The organism is Streptomyces pathocidini (genome assembly GCF_001418495.1).
Lineage (GTDB): Bacteria > Actinomycetota > Actinomycetes > Streptomycetales > Streptomycetaceae > Streptomyces > Streptomyces pathocidini.
Genome location: NZ_LIQY01000286.1, coordinates 1 through 3,624, shown reverse-complemented (window position 1 = coordinate 3,624; position 3,624 = coordinate 1). Strand labels below are relative to the sequence as shown.

Annotated in this window: 4 protein-coding genes and 1 pseudogene; 1 reads left to right on the top strand and 4 read right to left on the bottom strand. The window is 72.2% G+C overall.

Going from position 1 to position 3,624, the window contains the following annotated elements:
• Positions 1–121: 121 nt before the first annotated feature.
• The 4 genes from AOK16_RS25685 to rimP form a co-directional block, all read right to left on the bottom strand.
• A complete protein-coding gene (locus tag AOK16_RS25685) occupies positions 122–517 on the bottom strand; it encodes a translation initiation factor IF-2 N-terminal domain-containing protein (protein WP_079101404.1) in 396 nt (131 codons plus the stop codon).
• A gap of 143 nt (positions 518–660) precedes the next feature.
• A complete protein-coding gene (locus AOK16_RS25680; protein WP_079101403.1) occupies positions 661–951 on the bottom strand; it encodes a YlxR family protein in 291 nt (96 codons plus the stop codon).
• A 115-nt stretch (positions 952–1,066) separates the two neighbouring features.
• The gene (gene nusA / locus AOK16_RS15120) at positions 1,067–2,074 is read right to left on the bottom strand and encodes a transcription termination factor NusA (RefSeq protein ID WP_055472775.1); all 1,008 of its coding nucleotides are present in this window, start codon (positions 2,072–2,074) and stop codon (positions 1,067–1,069) included.
• A gap of 2 nt (positions 2,075–2,076) precedes the next feature.
• The gene (gene rimP, locus AOK16_RS15115) at positions 2,077–2,628 is read right to left on the bottom strand and encodes a ribosome maturation factor RimP (RefSeq protein WP_055472774.1); all 552 of its coding nucleotides are present in this window, start codon (positions 2,626–2,628) and stop codon (positions 2,077–2,079) included.
• A gap of 638 nt (positions 2,629–3,266) precedes the next feature.
• Between rimP and AOK16_RS15110 the strand changes: the two are divergent.
• Positions 3,267–3,624 (top strand): annotated as a pseudogene (locus AOK16_RS15110) (hypothetical protein); the annotation flags it as partial.

Below are 3,624 nucleotides of genomic sequence, written 5' to 3'. Positions count from 1 at the left end.
GAGGCGGGCGGTCCCGTAACCCCCGCGGCCCCGGCTTCGGGTCCGCGTCCGACGCCGGGCCCGAAGGCCCCGGCGCCCAAGCCCGCACCGGCCCAGCCGGCGGCTCCGGCCTCCCCGGAGTTCACCGCTCCGCCGGCTGGGGCGGTGCGGGCTTGGGCGCCGGGGCCTTCGGGCCCGGCGTCGGACGCGGACCCGAAGCCGGGGCCGCGGGGGTTACGGGACCGCCCGCCTCGGCGGCGGGCTTCGCCGCGCCGGGCTTGGGGGCAGCCGGACGAGCCGCACCCTGGGCGGGGGACGGCTTGGGGGACGCCGCCTTGCGGGGCGCGGAAGGCTTACCTGCGGCACGGCCGGAGCCGTTGCCCTGCTGGAAAGCGTCAGTCAACTTGCGCACAACCGGCGCCTCGATGGTCGAGGACGCCGAACGTACGAATTCACCGAGTTCTTGGAGCTTGGCCATGACGACCTTGCTCTCAACCCCGAACTCCTTGGCGAGTTCGTATACCCGGACCTTAGCCACTTCGCTCCTTTTAGGTCCGGGTTCCGCCGGACCGTCGCTACTTCATGGGCGTACTCATCGCGTACTCATCGAGTGCTCATCGCAATCTCGACCTACTTCCGACTCGCGAGGTACCTGACCGCACGGTTTTCCGTGCCGTTCTCTTACGGTGTTGCCTGCTGTGCTACCTGCTCGATATATCGGCCCAAGGCCGTGGTGTCGAGCGGTCCCCGGCCCCGGAAGGCCCGGGAGAACGCCCGGCGGCGAACCGCCAGGTCGAGACAGACCTGGGCGGGGTGCAGATACGCACCCCGGCCGGGCAGCGTACCGCGTGGATCGGGGACGCAGGCCTCCTCGATCACCGCGATACGCAGCAGATCTCCCTTGGCCGCTCGCTCCCGGCAACCCACGCAGGTTCGCTCAGGGCATGCTCGGATGTGCGTCCGGCCAGACACGTCAAGTCTACCTCCCCGTACCGACGCCACCCTGATGGGGTTGACGCCGGAACGGCCACTCGTTATTTCCGCCGCAGGCGCATTTCGGCCACACGGCGCGGTTCGGTCCCGCCGCTCAGCCCTGGTCGCCCGACGCCGCGGCGGGCTGCTGGTCGGTGTCCGGGCGGATGTCGATCCGCCAGCCGGTGAGTCGGGCGGCCAGCCGGGCGTTCTGCCCTTCCTTGCCGATGGCCAGCGACAGCTGGTAGTCGGGGACCGTGACGCGGGCGGAGCGCGCGGCGAGGTCGACGACCTCGACCTTGCTCACCCGTGCGGGTGACAGCGCGTGAGCGACGAGCTCCGCCGGGTCGTCCGACCAGTCGACGATGTCGATCTTCTCGCCCTGCAGCTCGGCCATCACCGCGCGCACCCGGCCGCCCATCGGGCCGATGCAGGCGCCCTTGGCGTTGAGACCGGAACGGGTGGACCGTACGGCGATCTTGGTGCGGTGGCCGGCCTCGCGGGCGATGGCGGCGATCTCCACCGAGCCGTCCGCGATCTCCGGCACCTCCATGGCGAACAGCTTCTTCACCAGGTTGGGGTGGGTGCGCGAGAGCGTGACCGAGGGGCCGCGGACGCCCTTGGCGACCCGTACGACGTACGAGCGCAGCCGGGTGCCGTGGGCGTAGTCCTCGCCGGGGACCTGCTCCTGTACCGGCAGGATGGCCTCCAGCTTGCCGATGTCGACCAGCACGTTCTTGGGGTCCTTGCCCTGCTGGACGACGCCGGTGACGACATCGCCCTCGCGGCCCGCGTACTCGCCGAAGGTGATCTCCTCCTCGGCGTCGCGCAGCCGCTGCAGGATGACCTGCTTGGCGGTGGTCGCGGCGATCCGGCCGAAACCGGAGGGGGTGTCGTCGAACTCGCGGGGCTCCTCGCCCTCTTCGAGGTCGGCTGGGTCCTCCTTGGCCCACACCGTGACGTGGCCGGTGTTGCGGTCCAGCTCCACGCGCGCGTGGCGGCGGCTTCCCTCGGTGCGGTGGTACGCGATGAGGAGGGCGGCCTCGATCGCCTCGACCAGCAGATCGAAGGAGATCTCCTTCTCCCGTACCAGTCCCCGCAGGGCACTCATGTCGATGTCCACGGCTACGCCTCCTCCTGGCTCTCGTCGTCAGCGGCCGCGGCATCCGTACCGCCCTGGTCGGCGGCGCTCTTCTCGGCGGCCTTGCGGTTGAACTCGATCTCCACCCGGGCCTTGGCGATGTCGCCGAAGGCGAGACGGCGGGTGGTGGGCTTGCGCCCCTTGACGCCCGGCACCTCCAGGTCGAGACCCTCGTCGTCGACGGCGGTGATCCGGGCCACCAGCTCGCCGCCCTCGGCGAGCTGGGCCTTGATGAGCCGGCCGGCGGCACGGCGGTAATGGCGCGGCTCGGTGAGCGGGCGGTCGGCGCCGGGGGAAGTGACCTCGAGGACGTACGGGTTCCCGCCCATGGCGTCCGCCTCGTCCAGCTTCTCGGAGACCGCCCGGCTCAGTTCGGCGCAGGCGTCAAGCTGCACGCCGTCGTCGGAGTCGACCACGATCCGGAGCACGCGCCGCTTCCCGGCCGGGGTCACCTCGACCTCTTCGAGATCCAGGTCGCGCGCGACGACCAGCGGTTCGAGCAGTCCGCGCAGCCTCTCGCTCTGGGTGGTGCTCATCCGGGTGACTCCTCGGCCGCGTTTGCTGTTGTGGGAAGGTCGCGTGTCAGGTCAAAGGGTATCCGCTCGACGGCGGTGCCGCCGACACCGCCATCCGGCGCGGTCCGTACGGACGGGCGGGTCCGCCAAGTCCCGCACGGCTGCGCCGGGCTGAGGCCGTTCGGCACCGCCGGACTCCGCCGTACTGGTTGCTCTCCGTCGTGTCGGGGGTCTATTGCGACTGCCGTCGCGCTGCGCTGGCTCGGCCGTGCCACCTGCCCGCCGTTGCGGCAGGGGTCTATTGCGACTGCCGTCGCGCTGCGCCGCTCGGTCGGAGCACCTGTTCGCCATTGCGGCGGGGGTCTTTGGCGATTGCTGTCGCTCTCCGCCGGCTCGGCCGGGCCGCTTGCCCGCCATGGGCCCGCCATCGCGGCCGGATGCCTTTGCGACGGCTTCGCGGCTCGCCGCACGCGCAGGAGCGGCCGCTCGCCGCCCTGCGGGGGTGTGCGCAAAACGCTGGAGAGGGGTGGGCGGTTGGTGATCCTGGGGTGGGGCGCGAGTACGCTCGGTGGCGGCCGATCAAGGACCTGACCCGTTCCGCGGCCCTCTCCGACCACCGGCCCTCAGCGCCCCTCGCACCACTCCCAGGATGTGAACCCGTGCCGTTCCCCTCCCCGTCGCGGCCCCTGTCCGGGCCGCCGCTGGAGTCCTCGTACCGGCCGCCCCGGCGGAAGTTGCTGGTGGGCGCGGTCGGTGTCGCCGCGGGGACGGCGGCGACGGCCGGGTGCTCGGAGTCGGCGGCGGAGCGGGCCCGGCAGGCCGAGCAGAGCGCGGAGGCGCGGAAGCTGCGCGAGCGGAGCGCGCGGGACTCCCGGACGCTGGCCACGCGGTACGAGGCAACGGCAGGGGTCCATCCCGCGCTCACCGACCGGCTGGAGCCGCTGCGCACCGAGGTCGCCGCGCACGCGGACGCGCTGGCCGCCTCGTCCTCGCCGTCCTCCTCCGGAACGCCCGGGG

Coding starts and splice junctions, on each gene's coding strand:
- rimP (WP_055472774.1), bottom strand. CDS start 2,628: ATGAGCACCACCCAGAGCGAGAGGCTGCGCGGACTGCTCGAACCGCTG.